General features: G+C 53.9%; 17 protein-coding genes and 2 riboswitches. Of the genes, 3 read left to right on the top strand and 14 right to left on the bottom strand.

Annotated elements, in window-relative coordinates; all coding sequences use genetic code 11:
- Positions 1-111: 111 nt before the first annotated feature.
- The 13 genes from V5G20_RS02735 to V5G20_RS02675 form a co-directional block, all read right to left on the bottom strand.
- Positions 112-939, bottom strand: coding sequence for a carbohydrate ABC transporter permease (locus V5G20_RS02735; RefSeq protein ID WP_338463143.1), 828 nt, complete (start codon positions 937-939; stop codon positions 112-114).
- Positions 940-999: 60 nt separating this feature from the next.
- Positions 1,000-1,953, bottom strand: coding sequence for a carbohydrate ABC transporter permease (locus tag V5G20_RS02730; RefSeq protein WP_003388551.1), 954 nt, complete (start codon positions 1,951-1,953; stop codon positions 1,000-1,002).
- The gene (locus V5G20_RS02725) at positions 1,953-3,020 is read right to left on the bottom strand and encodes an ABC transporter ATP-binding protein (protein ID WP_003388553.1); all 1,068 of its coding nucleotides are present in this window, start codon (positions 3,018-3,020) and stop codon (positions 1,953-1,955) included. Before V5G20_RS02725 ends, V5G20_RS02730 begins: the two co-directional genes overlap by 1 nt.
- Positions 3,021-3,023: 3 nt before the next feature.
- Positions 3,024-3,680, bottom strand: a complete 657-nt coding sequence (locus V5G20_RS02720; protein WP_035979427.1) for an HAD-IA family hydrolase — start codon at positions 3,678-3,680, stop codon at positions 3,024-3,026.
- A complete protein-coding gene (locus V5G20_RS02715) occupies positions 3,658-4,260 on the bottom strand; it encodes a glycerol-3-phosphate responsive antiterminator (RefSeq protein ID WP_003388555.1) in 603 nt (200 codons plus the stop codon). Before V5G20_RS02715 ends, V5G20_RS02720 begins: the two co-directional genes overlap by 23 nt.
- A 949-nt stretch (positions 4,261-5,209) precedes the next feature.
- Positions 5,210-5,932 carry a nucleoside phosphorylase gene (locus tag V5G20_RS02710; RefSeq protein ID WP_327927135.1) on the bottom strand — a complete coding sequence of 241 codons (723 nt, stop codon included), beginning with the start codon at positions 5,930-5,932 and terminating at the stop codon, positions 5,210-5,212.
- Between the two features lies 1 nt (position 5,933).
- Positions 5,934-6,596 carry a sulfite oxidase-like oxidoreductase gene (locus tag V5G20_RS02705; protein WP_003388557.1) on the bottom strand — a complete coding sequence of 221 codons (663 nt, stop codon included), beginning with the start codon at positions 6,594-6,596 and terminating at the stop codon, positions 5,934-5,936.
- Positions 6,597-6,654: 58 nt separating this feature from the next.
- The gene (locus V5G20_RS02700) at positions 6,655-7,572 is read right to left on the bottom strand and encodes an ABC transporter permease (protein WP_039071052.1); all 918 of its coding nucleotides are present in this window, start codon (positions 7,570-7,572) and stop codon (positions 6,655-6,657) included.
- Positions 7,559-8,629: an ABC transporter permease gene (locus V5G20_RS02695; protein WP_003388559.1), complete on the bottom strand. Its 1,071-nt coding sequence runs from the start codon at positions 8,627-8,629 to the stop codon at positions 7,559-7,561. The genes V5G20_RS02700 and V5G20_RS02695 overlap by 14 nt, the downstream gene beginning before the upstream one ends.
- Positions 8,604-10,133 (bottom strand): ABC transporter ATP-binding protein, encoded by a 1,530-nt coding sequence (locus V5G20_RS02690; RefSeq protein ID WP_338463142.1) that lies wholly within the window; start codon positions 10,131-10,133, stop codon positions 8,604-8,606. Before V5G20_RS02690 ends, V5G20_RS02695 begins: the two co-directional genes overlap by 26 nt.
- An 84-nt stretch (positions 10,134-10,217) precedes the next feature.
- Positions 10,218-11,249, bottom strand: a complete 1,032-nt coding sequence (locus V5G20_RS02685) for a BMP family lipoprotein (protein WP_003388561.1) — start codon at positions 11,247-11,249, stop codon at positions 10,218-10,220.
- Between the two features lie 203 nt (positions 11,250-11,452).
- Positions 11,453-11,567, bottom strand: a riboswitch (SAM riboswitch).
- An 89-nt stretch (positions 11,568-11,656) separates the two neighbouring features.
- Positions 11,657-13,129 (bottom strand): methyl-accepting chemotaxis protein, encoded by a 1,473-nt coding sequence (locus tag V5G20_RS02680; RefSeq protein WP_122957979.1) that lies wholly within the window; start codon positions 13,127-13,129, stop codon positions 11,657-11,659.
- 289 nt (positions 13,130-13,418) lie between these two features.
- Positions 13,419-14,858: an NAD(P)/FAD-dependent oxidoreductase gene (locus V5G20_RS02675; protein ID WP_024983705.1), complete on the bottom strand. Its 1,440-nt coding sequence runs from the start codon at positions 14,856-14,858 to the stop codon at positions 13,419-13,421.
- Between the two features lie 53 nt (positions 14,859-14,911).
- A riboswitch (purine riboswitch) is annotated at positions 14,912-15,011 on the bottom strand.
- A gap of 739 nt (positions 15,012-15,750) precedes the next feature.
- On the opposite strand from V5G20_RS02675, the gene V5G20_RS02670 reads away from it, so the two are divergent.
- Positions 15,751-16,572, top strand: coding sequence for a DUF6492 family protein (locus V5G20_RS02670; protein WP_003388565.1), 822 nt, complete (start codon positions 15,751-15,753; stop codon positions 16,570-16,572).
- A gap of 75 nt (positions 16,573-16,647) precedes the next feature.
- Here V5G20_RS02670 and V5G20_RS02665 read toward each other — a convergent pair whose 3' ends face one another.
- On the bottom strand, positions 16,648-18,075 hold the full coding sequence (locus tag V5G20_RS02665; RefSeq protein WP_003388566.1) for an alanine/glycine:cation symporter family protein: 1,428 nt from the start codon (positions 18,073-18,075) through the stop codon (positions 16,648-16,650).
- 195 nt (positions 18,076-18,270) lie between these two features.
- Between V5G20_RS02665 and V5G20_RS02660 the strand changes: the two genes are divergently transcribed.
- On the top strand, positions 18,271-19,458 hold the full coding sequence (locus V5G20_RS02660; RefSeq protein ID WP_003388567.1) for an amino acid deaminase/aldolase: 1,188 nt from the start codon (positions 18,271-18,273) through the stop codon (positions 19,456-19,458).
- The gene (locus V5G20_RS02655; RefSeq protein WP_031932538.1) at positions 19,446-20,774 is read left to right on the top strand and encodes a D-arabinono-1,4-lactone oxidase; all 1,329 of its coding nucleotides are present in this window, start codon (positions 19,446-19,448) and stop codon (positions 20,772-20,774) included. The genes V5G20_RS02660 and V5G20_RS02655 overlap by 13 nt, the downstream gene beginning before the upstream one ends.
- Positions 20,775-20,884: the final 110 nt, after the last annotated feature.

Raw genomic sequence — 20,884 nt, 5'->3', positions numbered from 1 at the left:
AGGTAGGGTTCCATGAAATGCTGTCCTGCCCTTTTGCCGAAATGGGCAAAGCTTCTGTCAAAGCAGGTTTTTTCTGGTCAAGGTTCCTTGTTCCCTTTTCATTGTCCCTTGTTACTTGGACTGATAGACAAACGCGCTGATGATGTGCCGCTGGGCGAAGAAGAAGATCGCCAGAATCGGGAGGACGAGAATCATATTTCCGGCCATAATCACATTCCACAGCTTGCCGCCCTCCGCCGCCTTCAGCATGGAGATCCCGATGGGAAGCGTCCGGACTTCATTGCTGTTGGTCATGATCAGCGGCCAGAAATAGTCGTTCCAGTGGTAAATGAAGCTGAACAGGCCAAAGGTAACGAGTACCGGCTTTGCCATCGGCACCATGATCGTCCACATGATTTTCCACTCGGATGCGTTGTCGAGCCGCGCCGCTTCGATCACTTCATCCGGCACCTGCATGAAGGACTGGCGCAGCAGGAAGATGCCGAAAGCGCTCGCCCCGTAGGGAAGGATCAACGCCCACAAAGTGTTCACCAATCCCCAGTGGCTCATCTCCACATAGACCGGCAGGAAAATGACCTGCGCCGGAATCATCAGCGCGATCAGCGTCAGCCCGAACAAGGCTTCTCTCCCGCGAAAGCGATAACGGGCAAACGCGTATGCGGCCGGTACCCCTGTCAAAAGCTGCAGCACCAGAATCCCGGCTGCCATGAGAAAGCTGTTCCAGACGTAGGTCAGGAATGGCCCGGAGCTCCAGGCAATTTCAAAGTTTTGAAACTGCCACGATTCCGGCCACCAGGTCGGCGGAAATTGGTATACCTCCGGCATCGTCTTGAAAGCCGTCAAGAACATCCAGAGAAACGGAAACACGAAGATCAGGCCCACAGCCGCAAGCAGCAGCCACTCCACCGTTTTCCACGCCGTCAAACCGGCTTGTCGCATGTTGTCTCCTCCTCTCTTCCACTATCTTCTCTGCTTTTCTTCGTTCATCACTTGCATTTTTTAGCGGTAGTGAACACGCTTTTCCATCACCCGGAAGTGCAGCAGCGTCAGCAGTCCAACGATACCAAGCAGGATGACAGAGGCTGCCGAGGCGATGCCGCCGTTGTAAAAGTCCATGCCTTGCTCGTAGATGTAGAAGACGAGCATATTGGTGCTGTTGACCGGTCCGCCCTGCGTCATGATGTAGATCGTATCAAACACCTGGAACGAGGAGATCGTATTGATCACCAGCAAAAAGAACAGCGTGGGCGAAAGCATCGGGATCGTGATGCGGGTCAGTGTCCGCCACCACGGCGAACGATCCAGGGAAGCCGCCTCGTATATGTCCCGGGGAATGCTTTGCAGCCCGGCGATAAAGACGAGCGTATTGTAGCCGACTCCTTTCCAGACGCTGACGATGATCAGTGAAAGCAAGGCGCTTTTTGTATCAGACAGCCAGGTGTAGCCGGGCAAGCCGATAAATTCCAGCAGCGCATTGAGCAGGCCGTATTGCGGGTCCATCAGCCACATCCAGAGCATCGCCACCGACACCAGCGAGATGATATGCGGGCTGAAGACCGCCGCTTGCACGAGCCCAAAAATCTTGGCTTTGCGGTTTAGCCAAAGCGCCAGGAAAAAGGCGATCCCGATTCCCAGTGCAACGGTACTAAGTGTATAGATGAGAGTTGTCCCCAGCACCTGGCGAAAATCCGCGTCCTCGAAAAGCGCCGTAAAGTTGGCCAGTCCCACCCACTCGATCTCGTCCAAATTCAGCAGAGACCAGTCGTGAAACGAGAGGTAGATCACATAGGCGATCGGAAAGAAGAAAAAGACGCCGAAGAAGGCCAATGCCGGTGTGACATACAAATAAGGACGGATCGTCTCAAACAGATTCAGCCTGACTTTTGTCGCCTCCGTTCTCCCAAGAGCATGACCGGAAGCCGTCATTTCGTGTGCGGCCGCTGCCTTTCGCATCAGACCACCCCACCTGCCAGGATTTGCTGCCTGACACCGTTTTCTGCCCGTGCTATCCGCTTCCCGGTCGCGCGGTCAAACACGTAGATGCTCGAAAGCGGCACCGTTACGTGTACGGCCGATCCTGCATCCAGAAGAGATTCGGTGTCCGTCTTGACCACGACCCGTCCTTTGTCCGTCTCGACGTGATACAGCGTGTCCGATCCGAGAATCTCCCTGGAGACGATATGTCCGTGCATATCCATTGCGTCAGCGTGACCGACAGAGGAGACTCCTGCGTGGCGGAGCAGCGCTTTTTCCGGGCGAAACCCCCAGACCTGATCCTCGCGCTCTGCCGCCGGGACGATGTTCATAGCAGGAGAGCCGATAAACTGGGCAACGAACAGATTGTCCGGCTCCTGATACAGATCCATCGGCGCCGCCACCTGCATGATCTGCCCTTCGTTCATCACGACGATCTGGTCGCCCATCGTCATCGCTTCCACCTGATCGTGCGTTACGTAAATGAAGGTGCTGCCAAGCTGCTTGTGAAGGCTTGTCAGCTCTACCCGCATCTGGTTGCGCAGCTTGGCGTCGAGATTGGATAGCGGTTCGTCCATCAGGAAGACCTGCGGTTTTTTGACCATGGCCCTGGCCAGTGCGACCCGCTGACGCTGGCCGCCGGAGAGCTGCGAAGGCTTCCGCTTCAAATAAGGAGCCAGTCCCACGACCTCGGCGATTTCCTCTACCAGCACCTGGCATTCCTTCTTGGAATAGCCGCGGTTTCGCAGACCATACGAGATGTTGTCATAGACGCTCATCGTCGGATAGAGTGCGTAGTTTTGGAACACCATGGCGACGTCCCGTTTTCCCGGCGGCAGATCGTTGACCGGCTGTTCCCCGATCAAAATCTCTCCGCCCGTCGCCTGCTCCAAGCCGGCGATCATCCGCAGCGTCGTCGACTTTCCGCATCCTGACGGCCCGACCAGTACGGTAAAGGAGCCATCCGGGATCACCAGATCAAGGCCCTTGACCACTTGCTGGCCGTTGAACTCCTTCGTCACCTGTTTCAACACCACTTTTGCCACCTGTCATTCCCCTCCCTGTGCCTTCACAGCCAGCATTTCCTCGGCAAAGCTGCGAAAATCCGCATATCGAAAGTCCGGAGAAACGTAGTTCCATTCCTCCGCACCGTACCATTCCAGCACCACTGATTTGACGCCCGCCCCTACAGCAGCCAGGACATCATACCGGCTGTCGCCAATCATCAGCGCCTGCTCCGGCTCCATTCCCAGCAAGGACAGCGCTTTTTCAATCGGCTCGGCGGACGGCTTGCCACGCGAAACATCGTCCACGCTGACAACAGCCTCGAACAGCTCGGATAAGCCCGCCAGCTCCAGCCCGGCAACCGCAAACTCGCGCTGTTTATTCGTCACGACAGCGAGACGGAAGCCCGCTTGTTTCAACCGTTCCAAATCTTCGCGAACATGGGGAAACAGCCGGACATGCTCTGCATGGTGAGCGCGGACATACGAGAAGTAGCTGTCCATCACTGCTTTGCGGTCGTACTCCTCCCCAACTGCGGCGGCCAGAAAATCATCAAAGGACTCTCCGAACCGCCCCACCAGATCTTTCCTCGTAAAAACGCCCGGGGCGAAGCGTTCCGCCGTGTGAGCTACCGCGTCAATGACCGCTTCTCTGCTGTCCAGCAAGGTACCGTCCAGATCAAACAACAGGCATGGATACATCGGCAAGACACTCCTTCCATAGTGAATAGCTGCCCACAGAAACGGCTGCGGCCCCGTATTGCAAGGCGGTCTCCATTTGTTCACGTTTACGGATCAGCCCACCCGCTATAATCGGCGTGCCCTTCAGCTCCTGCGCGTACTCCGCGATGAATTCCGGGAGCAGCGCCGGCATGAGCTCTACGGCATCAGGCTGTGTTTCCTTGACCGATAAAAGGCCGGACTTGAGCGCGTCGCTGTCTACCAGAAAAAGCCGCTGGATGGTCAAAAGCTTCTCTTTTTTCGCCAGCTTGATCAGCGTATTGCGCGTGGTCACGATCCCGTCCGGCTTGACGTAATGAGCGACAAACGCGACTCCTTCCCGGTCGTAGCTGATTCCCCCGATCCGCTCCAGATGGAGAAAGACCGGAACATCGTGACTTTTGAAAAAGTCGACATAGCGCTTGATGACACCGATGTTTCCCGTAGACAGGACCACCGCGCCTACCTTGGCTTCAGCCGCTTTTTCCAGATATTTGGGTTCTTTGACTGACGCGATCATTTTCTGCCGGGTCAGCCGCTCGAAAAATTCCGCCTGGTTCATCTCGGTTCTCCTCCTTTTGCAAAACAAAAAACCCCGCGACAAGACAATTGCCAAAGACTTTATGTGAAAGTGCTTGGTAATGAATGTCGGGGGTTTCTCCAGGGCTCCAACCGAACGATCTATTCACTTGTTAGTTAGAATGATACCGGGGTTTCGTTAAGAGAACGTGAATGCAGGGTTAATGTTGTGAAAGGAGTCTGTTAAGAAAAGTGGTAGGTCTGGCTTTGGGGGAGGAGATGAAACAGAAGAAAAAAGCTCCAGGCTCGGTGGGACACTGCGTGGGGGATTCACTGTCCGGCTCCATTTCAAAAGCGGGACCGCGTCCAAAAGCAGACTATACAAGGGGGGATCTCAGAGGTTGGACGCTAAATGCGTGTCCCGCTTTTGAAATGGAGCCTGGGATGTGTCCCAAAGGCCTTCGCTTTTTTCTTCTGTTTCATCTCTCAAGCTTTTGTTTTTTACGTTCTTTTTGGAGTGAATCTGAGAATAGATTCTCAGATTTTCCCCTAAGACCAATAAAAAACATATAAATGAAGCCCTCCTGCTAGAACAAACGATGGTACTACGCTATTTACACTCCAGGTGACTTCCAACAACGGCCGTTGATCCTTCAAGCTGTCAATAAAAAAGTGCATCCACATCGGATGCACGGGTGTTAAGGGTGGTCGGCTTATTAATCGTAGCCGTACTGTCCTTCCACAAAAAGAAGTAGATCACCCCTGAGTTTGGCAACCTGGTGATCTACTTCCCGCAGGTTTGAGCCGCTCCTGAAAAGAGGACGACTAATGTACTGCCGTCGGTATTGCAGCACCGACGGTCTTTTATTTAGTATACTCATTCGGTGCTAGAGGATTACGTCAGCTTCTCTTTACATTCAATATTACCACAAAACCCATTACATACGGAAACAGTGTTTGAACTTGAATGATCCATTCCTTATGCATACTACCTACTCGACCGCCACAATCGCATCCAGCGCGATCTGCGCCTCGGCTTCGATGGCTTTCCGGGTAAAGTCTGTGTGCGGGTCGTACGTCTCCAGCAGGTCGGCGTCAGCGTACCCGTCGATCGCCAGGATCGAGCCGGCCTTCATGCCGCGCAGCGAAGAGATGACAAACAGAGCGGTGTTCTCCATTTCGACGGCTAGCACGCCCGCCTTTTGATAGAGCTTGTGCGGGAAATCCACCACGCCGCTGTAAAACACATCAAGCGTCAGCGTGATGCCTTCGGCGACATGAAGACCGGTATTTTGCTTTTCTGCGGCTGTGACCAGGGCGTCTACCACACGACGATTGGCTACCGCAGGAAAGCCGGGAGGAACGAGCTGACTGGTCAGTCCGTCCTGGCGTACGGCTGCCGAGCTGATCACCAGACTGCCCGGCTCGACCTCCTTTTGATAAGAGCCGGCGGTGCCGACGCGGATGATCGTTTTCACCCCGCCCTTGGCCAGCTCCTCAAAGCAGACCGCCGCTCCCGGCGAGCCTACGCCGTGGCTGACGACCGCTACTTCTGTTCCGTTCCACTTCCCTTTGTAGCTGTGGTACTCGCGGTTTTCCGCGATCAGAGTGCTCTCTTCCAGCAGCTCGGCGATGCGGGCAGCCCGCTTCGGGTCTCCGCACACAATCGCTCGCTTTGGCAGTTGCTCCGGATCAATTTTCAGATTGGGCAGCATCTCAATCAAACTCCTTTTTCTCCCACTCGTCTTCCGGGATCGGCAGCGCTTCGCCGGAGAACCGCTCTTCGCGGAACGGGTCTCCGTTCAGATGAAAGCCGTTCTGCTCCCAAAAGCCGGGCTTGTTTTCGTTGGTAAATTCGATTCCCCGCAGCCATTTCACGCTTTTCCAAAAATAGAGGTGAGGCACGATCATGCGCAGCGGCCATCCGTGCTTGTCCGTCAGCGGCTCCCCGTCGAAGGAATGGGCCAGCAGAACGTCATCCCGGTCCAGATCGGACAGAGCCAAATTGGCCGTATACCCGTGGTCGCCGTGCAGCATGACGTAATCGCTCTTCGGCACGATGCCCGCTGCTTTTAGAAAGTCGCGGAACCGGACTCCTTCAAAGCGGTTGTCAAACCGGGACCACCGGGTCACGCAATGAATGTCGCACGTCAGTACACTCTGCGGCATGGCCCGGATTTCCTCGTAGCCAAGCGTCACTTCCCGCTCCACTTCTCCAAACACCCGAAGCGTCCATGTTTGCAAATCGTAGACCGGGACCTCTCCCTCGTGCAGGATCGGAAATCTCTCCGTCAGCACCTGGCCCGGCGGCAGCCTTTTTGCCAGAGCAGGGTCTACAGCCGGCACCTTCATCCGTTTGATACGATCAGCCTTGTTCATCCGAGCCTCTCCCCTTTATGTCGTAAATGAAAATGTTCATACTCCGCTTTATTATCAGCTATCGCGTGCTTTGCTGGCTGGAGCCGGCTGACGAAGCGCCCTTGTCCTTTAAAAAGAACATCGCCGCGATCGTCAGCACATACGGCAGCATGGCGGTAAACTGCGTCGGCAGCGAAAAGCCTTGCAGACGAATGCTCAGCGCGTCCATCAAGCCAAACAGGAAGCTGGACGCGAGGATGCCGAGCGGATGGGCTTGCCCCAGCATCATCGCCACCAGTGCGATAAAGCCGCGTCCGGCTGTCATGCCTTCCGTAAACATCGTCACCTGGCCGAGCGATAGCTGGGCTCCGGCCATCCCGCACAGCACGCCGCACATGACGATCGCCAGCACCTGCAGGCGAGTCGCTTTCAACCCAAGGCTGCGGGCCGCAGTCGCGTTCATGCCGACAGCCAGCACGCGAAAGCCGGTAACGGTCCTGGTAAAGAAAAAATGCAGCAGAACTGCGGCCAAAAAGGCGAAGTACACGAGCGGCGAATGCCCGGAAACGATGTCTCCCAGCACTGGAATGTCTTTGATTAGCGGGATTTGCCACTGCGGCAGTCCGGCCATGTCCTTGTCGTAAAACGCGCCCTTTACGTCAAAAACGGCACGCAGGGCAAACGTGGTCAGCCCCAGCCCGAGAAAGTTGATCGCGACGCCGACGACGATCTCATTGGCCCGTAGACCGATCGTCATGTAGGCAAACAGCAGCGAGAACAGAACGGTTACGAGAGCTGCAAACAGCAGCGCCAGCAGCAGGCTCCCGGTAAAGTGATTGCCGACGATGGCGGAAAAGGCGCCAACCAGGATCAACCCCTCCAGACCGACGTTGAAAATGCCGACGCGCGAACAGAGCGCACCGCCCAGGGCTGCGAGCAAAATAGGCGTCACCATGCGGATGGTGGAACTGACGAGGGACCAATCAAACAGCTCCATGAGATTCCCTCCTCTTGTTGTTGCGATTTTTCCACCAGTCGTAACTGAATTTAGCTGATATAAACAAAATTAAAACAGCTTGAATCACACTGGCCAGTTCAAGCGGCACATCCGTATTCCGCTCCACTCCCATGGCACCTGTCTGCAGAGCCGCGAGCAGCAAGGAAGTAAACACAACGCCAATCGGGTGAGAGTTGGCCAGCAGGGTCGCCATCAGCCCGGTCCAGGCGAAGTTCGGAAGCGTCAGGGCGCCTTCCACATACCGATAATGCGAGCCCAATACCTCGACAGTCCCGGCCAATCCGGCCAGTCCGCCGCTGAAAAACATGCCGGTCAGCATCACCCGAACTCTGTTCACTCCGCCATAGCGGGAAAAGAACGGGTTTTGCCCGAGCATTTTCACTTCGTACCCGAACGGAGTATAGCGAATGACGAAAAAGATCAGAAGAGCAGCAGCCAAGGCAAACAAAAAGCCTGCATGGACGCTCATCCCGGCGAACAGCTTTGGCAGCCAGACGCTTTTTTCCAGCATCGGGGTCTGGGCCATGGCAGCGGACCCGGTTTTGTCCTGGAACGGCTCGCTGACGAGATACCCTGCGAACAAAACGGCGACATAATTGAGCAGCAGCGAGGAAATCAGCAATTGAATCCGAAAGCGCGCCTCCAAATACCCGGCAAAAAGCGACCACAACCCTCCGGCAAGCACGCCCGTTACCAGAGCGGCCACCATTTTGACGAAGCCGGGCGCGGGCAGATAAAGGGCCACCAACGTCGCACTGATCGCTCCCGTTACCATCTGTCCCTCGGCCCCCAGATTGAATACCCCGGCGCGAAAAGCGAGCGACAGTCCCAGTCCGATCAGCATGATCGGCGTGGCCCGGGCCAGCGTGGAGGTCAGGAAGTAGAAGCTGCCAAAGGCTCCCTTCCACATCTCTTGATACGTACCGATAATCGATTCGCCCACGGCGGCAATGACCAGCGCACCTGTCAACAGGCCGATGATCACTGCCAGCAGCGGCTGAACCAATGACTTACATAGCTGCTTGACTGCTGCCATACACGCTTCCTCCCGCCATCAATACGCTGATTTTCTCCTCTGTCGCTTCCGAGCGTGTCAGCTCCCCGGCGATCCTCCCTTTGTACATCACCAAAATCCGGTCGGACAGCGCCAGTATTTCTGTCAATTCAGACGAGACGAGCAAAATGCCGTCTCCATTGTTCCGCTTTTCCAGCAGAGCCTGATGGATGTATTCCATCGCGCCGATGTCAACGCCGCGAGTAGGCTCGGCCGCGATCAACAGTGGTGTATTCTGTCCCAGCTCGCGGGCGACAATCAGCTTTTGCAGATTGCCCCCGGAGAGGTTGCCTGCCTGCTCTTTCAAATGAAGAGAGCCTGTCTTGATCGCAAACCGCTCGACCCACTCTTCCACGACACGGCGGAATTTGCTGCGCAAAACGACACCGCGGCGCATGTACTCCGGCTTGCGCTGATAGCCCATCAGCGCGTTTTCCTCGACGCTTTCCCGCTTTGCTGTCCCCCACAGGTAGCGGTCTTCGGGAATGTGGGCCAATCCTGCCTCGCGAATCGCTGCCACCGACTGGCCAGTCACATCCTTTTCTCCGAGATAGACTTTCCCTTCCGAAACAGCCCGCAGGCCGGTCAATGCCTCCAAAAGCTCGGATTGCCCGTTGCCGGAAACCCCGGCGATCCCGACGATCTCCCCGTGGTGAACGGAAAACGTCACGTCGTCTACGAGCGTTTGTTTTTCCCGGACGCTCAGGCCCTGCACCCGCAAAAGCGGCTTTCCTTCCAGGCGGACCCGGTCACTGAGCTGCTGAAGCTCGCGGCCTACCATCATACGGGCGAGGTCGTCCGCATTGGTTTCGCTTCGGGAAACGGTTCCGGTCACGCGCCCCCCGCGCAGGACAGTGACCCGGTCTGCCACCTCCATGACCTCCTGGAGCTTGTGGGTAATCAAAATGACGCTTTTGCCGCTTTCGGCCAAATGGCGGATCGTCTGCAGCAGCTCCTTTACCTCCAGCGGCGTGAGCACCGCAGTCGGCTCGTCCAGCACGATAATATCTGCACCCTGGTAGAGCACCTTCAGGATTTCTACCCGCTGCTGCTCCCCTACGGAGCAGCTGGATACCTTGGCGTTCTCGTTGATCGGTATCCGGTATCGCTCACTGAGCGAGCGGACTGCACTCGCCGCTTCTTTTCGCTGAAACAGCCCTTTGCTCTGCGGTTCGTAGCCGATCACGATATTTTCCGCAACGGTAAAGTCGGGAAACAGCATGAAGTGCTGGTGAACCATGCCAATCCCGTGGCGGATCGCATCCTCCGGGCCGCGAAAGACGACGGGCTTGCCATTTACTGCGATCTCTCCGGCAGTGGGCTGCTCCATACCGTACAGCATGCGCATCAGCGTGGTTTTGCCCGCTCCGTTCTCGCCGACGATCGCATGGACCTCCCCCTCTTTCAACGTAAACGAAACGTTGTCATTGGCGGTAAAATCGCCGTAGCGCTTGGTCATGCCCCGCATTTCCAGTCGGTTCTCCACCTTTTCCCCCTCCCTCTTTTGTCTTCCCGGTAGAGCAGGAAACCGACTACGCTCATGTAGCCGGTTTCCGAATCAGCGCTCTCGCTATTGTTTCAGCGGGTCTGTCACGGTTCTCGTCCCCGCGACGATCTCATCCTTGATCGCCTTTACCTTGCTGACGACTTCTTCTCCAATGAACGGGTTCAACGGAGTCGGGCTGTCATGCGTAACGTAGGTCACGCCGACGCCGTTCTCCTTCAGTCCGTAGGCGACGACACCCGGCTTCAAGCTGCCGTCCACAAATGCCTTCACCGTTTCATACACAGCGGAGTCCGTTCCTTTCAACTGGGACAGGACGATATGCTCAGGGTCGATGCTGGTCCGGTCAACGTCTTGTCCGGAGGTGTAGAAGCCTTTTTCCTTGGCTGCTTCAAACACGCCAAGATCTCCTACAGCCGCTGCGCCGTAAATAAAGTCCGCTCCTTTGGAAGCCTGCAGCAGCGCCAGCTCCTTCGCTTTTGCCGGGTCGCTGAAGCTGCCGACGTAGTTGATCTGCACTTCTGCGTTCGGGTTGGTCGCCTTGAGCCCTTCCTGAAAACCGACTGTCCATTTTTTCAGGATCGGAATGTCCATTGCTGCGACGATCCCTACCTTGTTGCTTTTGGTTGCCAAACCGGCAGCCGCTCCGACCAGGTATGCAGCCTCTTGCTCGCGGAACATGACACTGCGGACGTTGGGCAAATCAACTTGCGTATCGATGATGGCGAAGGTGCGGTCAGGATTTTCTGTCGCTACCTTTTTCAGCGCATCCTCGGCTTCAAAGGAAGACGTGATGATCAAATCGTATTGCTCGGCCACTGCCACGCGGATATTTTCCTCGATAGCCCCATGGTCTGTGGATTCAATCGTCTTGACATCCACCCCGAATTCCTGGGCGGCTTTCTTCGCTCCATCGTCCATCTGCTGGAAGAACGGGTTAACCCCGATTTTCTCGGGCAGCACCAGCGCGATCCGCTTTTTCGCTGTTTCTTGTCCGCCTGTCTGGGCTTGTCCCTTGTCTTCGGGGGCGCTGCTGTTTGTCGAGCACCCGGCAGCCAGCACAGCAAACGTTGTTAATGCCAAAAGCAATTTTTTCATGGTGTCCTCTCCTATCACTAGTCCGCACAACAATATTCGTTTTTATTATATACACACGAAAGAAGTGCGTTTTTTTATGAGCATAAAATAATTAAAACACGAATAATATTATATTATTTAAAATTAATATTCGCCAATAACCTCCTTTGTACAAAGAAAAAACTCTTCCCGGAGGAAGAGTTTGCGGTATATCGCCAACCTCTTCCTCATCTCTCAAAATCCAAATGGATTTTGTAGGAATTGGCACCTTTCTGTGCACGTGTGCACAGTGGTTGCCGGGCTTCATCGGGCCAGTCCCTCCGCCGCTCTTGATAAGGTAAGGTGAAACTATTTAATTGATATTGAATTCATTCTAGCAGATCAATTGAAAAATGCAATTCTTTTTTCTGCAATTTCAAACATTACGATTATCGCTGAAATGATTGCTGCAGCTTTGTCGACAAGGCGTTCAGCTCGCCGAGCTCCTCGGTAATCTCCCGCACCTTTTGATGCTGGTTCTCCGCCGTCGCAAACAATTCCTCCAGGTTGGCAACAGACTCCTCGGTGACCGCTGTAATCGTAGACATCTCGGCCGCCACTTCCCCGGAGCGCATTTTCACGCGATCCATGCTCGTCCGCACATGCTCTACGGCCTCGAGGAACGCTTCCATGCCTGCACGAACCGTCTCGATAGACGCCACTGTCTCTACCGCCAGCTCCTGCCCCTTTGCTACCGACACTTCGCCCGTGCTCATATGCTTCACCGCATTTTCACTTTCTTGATGCAGCGACTGCAAAATTCCGGCGATCTCCTGCGTAGCCGTCGCGCTTTGCTCAGCCAGCTTGCGCACCTCGTCCGCCACGACGGCGAAGCCCCGGCCGTGCTCACCCGCACGAGCCGATTCGATCGCGGCATTGAGCGCGAGCAGGTTCGTCTGTGTCGCGATCTGGTTGATCGTCTGGACGATTTCCTCGACCTTGTTGGCTTGCTTGTTCAGCTCGCGGATCGTCGAAGACGCCACATTGACCGCCTGAACGATTTGCTCCATTTGCTCGGAAAGCTCGCTCATCATGCTGATGCTTCCTGCCAAGCGGCGGCTGTTCTGATCCGCTTCCGCCTTCATGACGGCCGCTTGCTCGTTGACAGTCACAATTTCCTGGTCGATCGACTGCACTTCTTCCTCGATTTTGACAGTGGAATTGGCTTGGGATTCCATTCCGGTCGCCACTTCCTTGAAGGCGACCATCATCTCGTCCGTGTTGCGCCTTGTCGTCTCGGCATGCTCATGGACATGCACGGATGTGCGCTCCACCTGCTCTGTTACCATCTTGATATTCCGCAGCAACTCTTCCAGGCGCTGCTCTTTGTTTTCGGCTTCCCGTCTCGCGCTGTCCGCTTTTGCAAGCGACGCTTGTCCAGCCAGACAGAGATAGGTGAGCCCCGCGATCATCAGCACGAAAGCGACAATGCGAAGCAGCAAATTGACTTCCGAAAAATGGCCGTCAAACAACTGGTAAGAACCGGTGTAAAATCCGATTAATGTCGCCGCAACCTGCATCGCCCCCGCCGATACAATCAGCTTCCAGTCCAGATAGGCTGCCAAAAAGCCCAGGACGATGAACGCGAGAAACGAGATTTCCTGAAACGGTGTATAGTGGTCAAATGCAATCGAGTAATAGAGAAGACCAATTCCGACCAGATACCGGATCAAGTAGCTGTCCTTGCGAATGAAGTACAACGGAGAAACGATCAGTGTTGCCAGCAAGCCTGCGGAGGTGACCTTCCAGAAGTTCACATCCATCTGATACGCGATCCAGCCTGCAACCCAGAGATGATTCCATAAAATAAAGATCATAAAGCCTTCTTTGTTCGTCAAGGTGTTGCGGACCAACTGAAACATATGTACCCCCTCTTGCCTGTCGTACTTGCGAAATGCTCTTGATGCCATTATAGACTGAGAAAAGTCCCAGCGACTACGAATAATGTAAGAATGTGTGAAAAAAGTTCCATCATTCGACTGGTTCTGAAGATGCACAACTGGTCGTTTTCGGCCTCGCATGCTGGCCAAACAATCTGCTGTCGAATTTCGTACCCATGCCCGCCACTCCCCTATATGCAATGCAAAAGCAGGTGCCCCGCTGTCTGCTTGAGACTTTGGAGCACCTGCTTTTTCCGATTTATAGACTATGCTACTGCAACGATTTTTTGATGATATTACGGGCGATCCATACGCCTGCAGCCCCGGCCTGTGCCAGTCCGCGCGTAATGCCCGCACCGTCGCCGCCGCAGTACAGCCCTTTGATTTCCGTCTCGAACTCCTCGGTCAGCTTTGGACGGGCAGAGTAAAATTTGGCCTCTACGCCATAGAACAGTGTGTGCTCGGAAGCGATTCCCGGTGTCACCTTGTCCAGCGCCTCGACCATTTCGATCAAGCTTTTCATCGTATTGTACGGCAGAACCAGGCCCAAATCGCCGGGAACGGCTTCCTTGAGCGTCGGCTCCAAAAACCCTTCGCGGATGCGGGACTCGGTAGAGCGGCGTCCGCGCAAAATGTCTCCGTATTTCTGGACGATGACGCCGCCATTGGAAAGATCGTTGGCGCGTTTGCAAATTTCGCGAGCGTATTCGTTCGGCTTGTCAAACGGCTCGGTAAATTTGTGCGAAACGAGCAGAGCAAAGTTTGTATTCTGGGAGCCCAGCGCAGGGTCCTTGTAAGAGTGGCCGTTTGCCGCCATGACGCCGCTGTGGTTTTCCACGACGACGTGACCGGACGGGTTGCTGCAGAAGGTGCGCACCCTCGTCCCGACCGATGTGTTGAAGATGAATTTTCCTTCGTACAGATGCTCATTGATCTCGCGCATCACCACGTCGGACGTCTCGACCCGCACGCCTACGTCTACCTGGTTGTTGTACATTTTCAGACGGCGCTTTTTCAAAATCCCCGTCAGCCAGGCGGAACCGTCACGGCCGGGCCCGATCATCACGTTGTCGCTCAAATATTCCTCGCCGTTTTTCAGCACCACGCCTCGAACGCGGTGACCGTCCGCTTCCTTGACCGTCAGGATATCTTCGACCTCGGTCTTGAACATCATGTCGATGCGCGTTTTCAAGTATTCATAAATCGACTTGAGAATCTCCAGGTTTTGCTCCGTGCCCAGGTGGCGCACCTCAGCTCTCAGGAGCTTCAGCCCTGCTGCATATCCGCGCTGCTCGATGCTTTTGATCGTTTCGGTCGTCGGATCGGTAATTGCTGTCGTCGCACCGTGCTCCAGGTTGATGGAGTCGACGTATTTAATCAGATCCAGCACCTGGGATGGAGCCAAATAATCGGTCATCCAGCCGCCGAATTCGGTGGTAATGTTGAATTTCCCGTCGCTGTACGCGCCGGCTCCGCCAAATCCGGCTGTGATCGAACAGGCCGGCAGACAGCCTGCGAAATCCTTCTTTCCTGCCGGGGGCGGGCAAAGCTTGATTTTCTCCTCCAAAATCGGGCAGCGGCGCGAGTAAATGTCATGGCCTTTATCAATCAACAGGACTTTTGCCTTCGGCGCTTTCAGTGTCAATTCATAGGCAGCGAAGATTCCTGCCGGTCCGGCACCTACCACAATCACGTCATATTTGTTGTTCATATTACTCATGTTCATATCCTCCTCGCAATAAAAAAACCCAACAAGCGAACGGGTATAGCGATACACCCATTCGTAGTTAGGAATTTACGGTTCCTTGTAGAGACCCTCAAACCTTATTTCTGAGGATATACGAATCTGTCGGATTTTTCGTTTTTGAAACTCGCAACAATTTGCATGATAACGCAGATAATGAATTATGTCAATCAATTGGATAATTTTTATTCGTCTTTTTATTGGTTTTGGCATAAAACCATCGAAAGATCAGTCGTCTGACAACCTAAATACGAACATTAAAACCGAACATTCGTGATTTAACTGTGGGATTTTCGTACATCAGCAGCTTATTTCCTTCACCGGACAGCGTGCCAAGAATTCTCCCAAATAGGACCGGCTGCTCCGGACGCCTCGTACACGATCAACAGTCCTCGTGAAAGCCCTGCATGTTCTGGTATGTTAAATATCTTTTTTGTCCTTTTGATTTGCCTGAAGCAATTCAATAATCTGTTTGTTTTGTTTTACGAGTTCTTTTGAGTTCATTGCGATAGAGAGTAAACAAGCAAAACTCAGCATACTGAGGATAAATATACCTAAAATCACATGATCACCTTCCCTTTTTTCCCACAATTATACAAGACCACGCATCATTCATTACAATTTCTCTGATTTCGACGAGACAAAGTGAGGAGGGTTTCAGGGTTTTACATAATTTGAACAATACATACTTAACTCATTGACTCAAGAAGGCAGACAGACCCCCATTTTGCAGGTTTTCCATATCTGTCGTATTCACCCTAAGGAAAAAAATCATATCCTATCTGGAACGTTCGGACACACTAGCCGACCTGTTCAGACACATATGCTTGAAAGTGCTAAGCGAAAAGGAGTTGAGAAGTTGACACATTCAGCAAACAGGACCTTCAACAGCTCTATCAAAATTGATGTCCTGATCCCGGCTATCGAGAAAGACCTTGGCACTCTTCCCTATGTCATTGACAGTATCCGTACACAAGTAAAGCATCCGATCGGCAAGATCATGGTTGTATCGCCACCAAGCAAGCGAATCCAAGCCCTTTGCCGGCGTAAAAACTGCACCTTCATCAATGAAAAACGCGTCCTTCCGATTACAAAAAAAGACATTCGCTACCAAACCAAACGCACCAATCGCTCAGGCTGGCTGCTTCAACAATTGTTGAAGCTGGCGGGAGGAAACCTGACCAAGCGAAGGTATTATCTTGTGATCGACGCCGACACCATTCTCATCCGCCCTCATGTCTTTCTCGTCAACGGGAAAACCGTTTTTTACTGCCGTAACTGGAGTCGTCCCGAGTATTTTCGCACCTATAAGAAATTGCTGGGGACCAAGCCAACCGCCTCGCGCTCTTTCGTTGCCCACTATATGCTGTTCGACAAATCGAAGCTCTCCCGACTGAAGTGGAAAATTGAAGCCAGGCATAAGACTAGGTGGTACTGGGCGATTATCAAGAAGACCAACAAACAGAGTTATGCCGGCTTCTCCGAGTTCGAAACCTACGGTAACTTCGTGAAAGCTCACTACCCCGGTCATCTGGTTGCAAGAAGTGCCCTTAACAAAAGCTGCTCCTCAACACCAGCATCACTTACTCGTGAGCAACTCTTCAGAATGGCCCAGAAATACAGGTCTATCTCCTTTCATAAACGCCGCTGGTATATCCGGAAGACCGGCTTGAGAAAATGAAGAGCCCGGTTTTTTATCAACAAAAAAAGAGCGGTCCCCTGTTTAAGGACCACTCTTCCATATCCGTTGCCAACGTTATGATACTGCTTTTTTCTCGCTCGCTTCCTCTGACCAGCACTCGACCTTCGGGAGGCCTGGGATGGAGCTTGCGTGAAATACCGGATTCTTGCCGGCTTTCTTTTGCTTTGTATAATCCTTCAGAGCGGCAAATGCGACTTTCCCCAGCACGGCGATTGCAAACAGGTTGAGGAGCGCCATCAAAGCCATGAAGAGATCGGCGAGATCCCAGACAATGCTGATTTTGGCTACCGATCCGAACATGACCATGCCCACTACCAGCAGGCGGTAAATCGTCAGCCACTTCTTGTCCGACTTGATAAACTCGATGTTGGTTTCCCCGTAGTAGTAGTTGCCTACCACCGAGCTGAAGGCAAACAAGAGGACGATCAAAGCGACAAACGAGCTTGCCCAGCCGCCTACATGCGAGCTGAGTGCGGCCTGGGTGAGGGCGATTCCGTCCAGTCCTTCTGTCGTATACATGCCGGAAAGCAGCACGATAAATGCAGTAGCACTGCAGACAAGCAGGGTATCGACGAAGACACCAAGCGCCTGAATGAGCCCTTGCTTCACAGGGTGCGTCACATCAGCTGTAGCTGCAGCGTTGGCTGCGCTCCCCATACCCGCTTCGTTGGAAAACAGTCCCCGCTTGATGCCCTGCATGATCGCAGCGCCAAGACCGCCGCCGACCACCTGCTCCATGCCGAACGCCGACTTGACGATCAGGGCCAGCACGCCCGGAAGCTGTCCGATGTTGGTCACGACGACGAAGAGCGCAACGAGTACGTAGGCCCCAGCCATGAACGGCACGAGGAATTCAGCTACCTTCGCAACCCGTTTGACACCACCAAAAATGATAATACCAGTTACAACCGAAAGAATTACTCCCATCAGAGTGCGGTTGACGCCATAGGCAGTCTGAAACGCCTGGGTGATCGTATTCGCCTGTACGGCGTTGAACACAAACCCGAAACAGAGCGTAATCAGGATGGCGAACAGCACACCCATCCAACGCTTTTTCAGCCCTTGCTCCATGTAGTAGGCAGGGCCGCCGCGAAAGCCGCTCGCATCCTTCACCTTATAGATCTGCGCCAGTGTGCTTTCCACGAACGCAGAAGCGGAACCGATCAGGGCGATCAGCCACATCCAGAAGACAGCCCCGGGTCCTCCCACAGAGATCGCCATGGCTACACCGGCCAAATTCCCTGTTCCGACCCGTGACGCGGTACTGATGCAAAAAGCCTGGAAGGAGGAAATGCTCTCTTTCTTCTTTCCTGCCCCTTTTGCTCCTTCGCCCAGGAGGCGGAACATTTCTCCTGCCATTCGAAATTGCACGAATTTTGTTTGAAAAGTAAAATAAATACCTAAAATAATGAGCACTGCAATGAGAATTTTCGACCACAAGAAATCATTGAAAATCCCAACAAGATTCTCTAAAAACGCCATCAATGCACGAGCACCCCCAGTTGTCTATATATCAACAAATTATACGTCAGTTAGTTTATCACAAAACGTTCAAAAAGAAGTGTGCCAAATTTTCTATTTTGTGCTTCCCTGGCAAAACACAAATATTTCATGAATAAACGGAATATTTGTACTATGATGAGTGTTAGCAGTGCATTGCGGGAAGGTGGCTGTTCCGTGCGCGATTACCGCTACTATCAAACGATATTTGCTGGAATCCCCAAGCCTTTTGCCTTTGTCGATCTGGATCTACTCGGGATCAATGCCCAGCAGATCCGCCTCCGCAGCCAGGGAAAAATGATTCGCATTGCCAGTAAATCGATTCGCAGCGTCGAGCTTTTGAAGCATTTGCTGGAGATGGATGACTGCTTTCGGGGAATCATGTGTTATTCGGCCCCGGAAGCTCTTCATCTGGCTAACCACGGTCTGGATGACCTGTTGCTGGGATACCCGATATGGGAGCCGGTTTGGCTGGAGAAGCTGGCTATAGCCGTCAGGGACGGACACGCCATCACATTCATGGTCGACTCGGTCGAGCATGCAGAACACCTGGAAAAGTTCGCTCGTCAGTTCAAGGTAAGACTGCCTGTATGTCTGGATGCCGACATGTCCACCGACTTTTTCGGACTCCACTTCGGTGTCTGGCGTTCTTCTGTGCGGTCCATCGAACAAGCCCTCTATGTCCTGCGCCGCATTGTCGCGTCCGATCACCTGGAGGCAGCAGGCTTGATGGGGTACGAAGCGCAGATAGCCGGGGTAGGCGACCGCGCGCCAGGAAGCATTTTCAAAAATATCGCCGTCCGTATGCTCAAGCATGTGTCTCGACGTGAAATTCGCGACCGCCGCGCCTTGCTCCTGGAAACCGTCCGACAGATGGGAATTTCCCTCCGCTTTTTTAACGGCGGCGGCACCGGAAGCCTTCATTGGACGGGAAAAGAAGACGCAATTACTGAAGTGACAGCCGGTTCCGGATTCTTTGCTCCCGGCCTTTTTGACCACTATATCGATTTTCGCTGCCAGCCGGCGGCCGGTTATGCAGTCGAGATCGTTCGCAAGCCTGCTGCTGGTATTTTTACCTGCGCTGGAGGTGGCTTCATCGCTTCGGGCTCAGCCGGGAGAGACAAACTCCCCAAGCCTTACCTGCCGAAAGGTGCTTCTCTGCTTCCAAACGAAGGGGCTGGCGAGGTACAGACACCGGTTCGCTACCGCGGAGGGGAGACTTTGCAGCTCGGCGATCCGATCTTTTTCCGCCACGCCAAAGCGGGCGAGCTGTGCGAACACTTCACCCGGCTCTACTGTGTGTCAGATGGACGTATCGTCAAAGAAGTGACGACTTACAGGGGGGATGGCTTATGCCAATCGTGAGCAAGTCCGGAAAGCTGTGGAGAAACTGGGCCGGCAATGTGCAGAGCCGGCCTGACCAGATCGTTTTTCCGGGAAGCATTGCCGATGTCGTCGCCATCGTGAAGCAATGTGCCGGGCAGGGGCTGCGCATCCGTGTAGTCGGTTCCGGCCACTCGTTTACAGGTCTGGTCCAGACCGATGAATGCCTGTTGTCTCTTGACCGTCTGCAAGGTCTGGCAAGCGTAGATGCCGAAAAAGGAGTCGCCGAGGTATGGGCAGGGACCAAGCTGAAAGCGCTCGGCGAACTGCTTCACTCCCACGGCCTCTCTCAAGAAAATCTGGGGGATATCAATGCCCAATCCATCGCTGGAGCAGTCAGTACAGGAACACACGGCACGGGCATCCGGTTTGGCAGCCTGTCCACGCAGGTTGTCGGCCTGACCATCGTAACTGCAGCAGGTGAGGTGGTGGATTGCTCGGCTGAGAGCCATCCTTCCTTGTTTCCCGCCCTGCAGGTATCGCTCGGTCTGCTCGGAGTGATCGTCAAGGTACGCCTTCGCGTCATCCCGAAGCTGCAGCTCCGATACGAGAGCATGCGGCTTCCCGTGGAAACATGTCTGGACCAACTGGACAAATGGACCGCAGAAAACCGTCATTTTGAATTTTTCCTGTTCCCCTACTCACAGCTCGTCCAGGCCAAACGCATGAATGAAACGGCTGACCCCCCTAGTCCATATCTGCGCTGGAATCATTTCAAACAACTCATTTTGGAAAACGGCTTTTTCTGGCTCCTCTCCGAGAGCTGCCGCCTATTCCCGCCCCTGTGCCCGTCCGCAAGTCAGCTATCCGCCAAAGCTGTGCCTTCCGTCTCGGGAACGGGTTTGAGCCACCGTCTCTTTGCCACCCCTCGTCTGGTGCGCTTCCACGAGATGGAGTACAGTGTACCCGCCGACCGGATGAAGGAAGTAATTGAGGAGATCCAGACAGCGATCGAGCGGCACCGTTTCGCCGTCCATTTTCCCATCGAGTGTCGTTATGTAAAAAAGGACGACATCTGGCTCAGTCCCGCCTACGAACGAGATTCAGCCTACATTGCCGTCCACATGTACAAAGGCATGCCTTACCAAGCCTACTTTTCTTGCGTCGAAGAAATTTTTTGGAAATACGGAGGCCGTCCTCACTGGGGAAAAATGCACAGGATGGACACCGCAGGATTGCACAAGGCTTTCCCTCGCTTGAAGGACTTTCTGGCTGTCAGAGAAGAGTGGGATCCGCAGGCCCGATTTGCCAATGACTATCTGTCGCATCTCCTGGGCATAGCATCCGGCTATCCGTGACCGTCTATTACGCATGTTTCGGCCTATTGCTTTATTGCTTCTTTGTCCGCCATTGGGGCAAGGCCCCCGGTTCCATCAGTGACCTTTACTCCATCTGTACTTCTTCTGTT

This window comes from Brevibacillus borstelensis (assembly GCF_036700025.1).
Classification (GTDB): Bacteria; Bacillota; Bacilli; order Brevibacillales; family Brevibacillaceae; genus Brevibacillus; species Brevibacillus borstelensis.
Note: the sequence above shows the minus strand (reverse complement) of the source record. Positions and strands in the feature narration are given on the sequence as shown.

What these genes read in the sequence shown, in the direction of transcription:
- V5G20_RS02675 (WP_024983705.1), bottom strand. Translation starts at nt 14,858, where the DNA reads ATGAACAACAAATATGACGTGATTGTGGTAGGTGCCGGACCGGCAGGA.
- V5G20_RS02705 (WP_003388557.1), bottom strand. Translation starts at nt 6,596, where the DNA reads ATGAACAAGGCTGATCGTATCAAACGGATGAAGGTGCCGGCTGTAGAC.
- V5G20_RS02680 (WP_122957979.1), bottom strand. Translation starts at nt 13,129, where the DNA reads ATGTTTCAGTTGGTCCGCAACACCTTGACGAACAAAGAAGGCTTTATG.
- V5G20_RS02735 (WP_338463143.1), bottom strand. Translation starts at nt 939, where the DNA reads ATGCGACAAGCCGGTTTGACGGCGTGGAAAACGGTGGAGTGGCTGCTG.
- V5G20_RS02715 (WP_003388555.1), bottom strand. Translation starts at nt 4,260, where the DNA reads ATGAACCAGGCGGAATTTTTCGAGCGGCTGACCCGGCAGAAAATGATC.
- V5G20_RS02695 (WP_003388559.1), bottom strand. Translation starts at nt 8,629, where the DNA reads ATGGCAGCAGTCAAGCAGCTATGTAAGTCATTGGTTCAGCCGCTGCTG.
- V5G20_RS02730 (WP_003388551.1), bottom strand. Translation starts at nt 1,953, where the DNA reads ATGCGAAAGGCAGCGGCCGCACACGAAATGACGGCTTCCGGTCATGCT.
- V5G20_RS02655 (WP_031932538.1), top strand. Translation starts at nt 19,446, where the DNA reads ATGCCAATCGTGAGCAAGTCCGGAAAGCTGTGGAGAAACTGGGCCGGC.
- V5G20_RS02710 (WP_327927135.1), bottom strand. Translation starts at nt 5,932, where the DNA reads ATGCTGCCCAATCTGAAAATTGATCCGGAGCAACTGCCAAAGCGAGCG.
- V5G20_RS02720 (WP_035979427.1), bottom strand. Translation starts at nt 3,680, where the DNA reads ATGTATCCATGCCTGTTGTTTGATCTGGACGGTACCTTGCTGGACAGC.
- V5G20_RS02685 (WP_003388561.1), bottom strand. Translation starts at nt 11,249, where the DNA reads ATGAAAAAATTGCTTTTGGCATTAACAACGTTTGCTGTGCTGGCTGCC.
- V5G20_RS02700 (WP_039071052.1), bottom strand. Translation starts at nt 7,572, where the DNA reads ATGGAGCTGTTTGATTGGTCCCTCGTCAGTTCCACCATCCGCATGGTG.
- V5G20_RS02665 (WP_003388566.1), bottom strand. Translation starts at nt 18,075, where the DNA reads ATGGCGTTTTTAGAGAATCTTGTTGGGATTTTCAATGATTTCTTGTGG.